This window comes from Halomonas ramblicola, from assembly GCF_030409215.1.
Classification (GTDB): domain Bacteria; phylum Pseudomonadota; class Gammaproteobacteria; order Pseudomonadales; family Halomonadaceae; genus Halomonas; species Halomonas ramblicola.
The window spans coordinates 1-812 of record NZ_JAUFPL010000033.1; the positions used below are offsets into that span (position 1 = coordinate 1).

The window sequence follows — 812 nt, forward strand, 5'->3', positions numbered from 1 at the left end:
CGCCGCTACTGGGGGAATCTCGGTTGATTTCTTTTCCTCGGGGTACTGAGATGTTTCAGTTCCCCCGGTTCGCCTCCCATCCCTATGGATTCAGGATGGGATACCCTGCTGGTGCAGGGTGGGTTTCCCCATTCGGACATGCCCGGGTCGCAGGTCGTTTGCCACCTCGCCGAGCCTTATCGCAGGCTTCCACGTCCTTCATCGCCTCTGGCTGCCAAGGCATCCACCGTATGCGCTTCATCGCTTGACCATATAACCCCAAGGGGTCTGGTCGGCGATGCACACGACATTGCCGGATACGCTTGAGACGTATCTCGTTGTCCCTTTCTCTCGAAAGGAACGTGTCAGCATGATTCACATTGTTAAAGAGCGACTGTTCAGAGAACAGTGGCAAGTCGTGGCGACTTGCCGCTGGTCTCTGCAGGAACCGTTGGGGCGAAGCGATGGTGGAGCCTACCGGGATCGAACCGGTGACCTCCTGCGTGCAAGGCAGGCGCTCTCCCAGCTGAGCTAAGGCCCCTGGCACAAGAAAGAAGAAGGAAGAGGCAAGAGGGAAGAGAAAAGGCAAGATCGCTTTTCTTCCTTCTTCCTTCTCAAGACTTCCATCTTGAATTGGTGGGTCTGGGCAGACTCGAACACAACCCCGCGACCTCACCCTTCTCTTGACAGAACGTCCGGGGGGCGCTCTCACCAACTGAGCGTTCCGGTGGCTCGGAGAATGGTGGGTCTGGGCAGACTCGAACTGCCGACCTCACCCTTATCAGGGGTGCGCTCTAACCAACTGAGCTACAGACCCGTTGGTCACTGGGCGA

The 812-nt window shown here is 57.5% G+C and carries 2 tRNA genes and 1 rRNA gene; all 3 read right to left on the minus strand.

Features of this window, described 5'->3' with window-relative positions:
- Positions 1 to 250, minus strand: a 23S ribosomal RNA gene (locus tag QWY80_RS17060); the annotation flags it as partial.
- A 194-nt stretch (positions 251 to 444) separates the two neighbouring features.
- Positions 445 to 520, minus strand: a tRNA-Ala gene (locus QWY80_RS17065).
- A 199-nt stretch (positions 521 to 719) separates the two neighbouring features.
- Positions 720 to 796 (minus strand) — tRNA-Ile (locus QWY80_RS17070).
- Positions 797 to 812 lie beyond the last annotated feature (16 nt).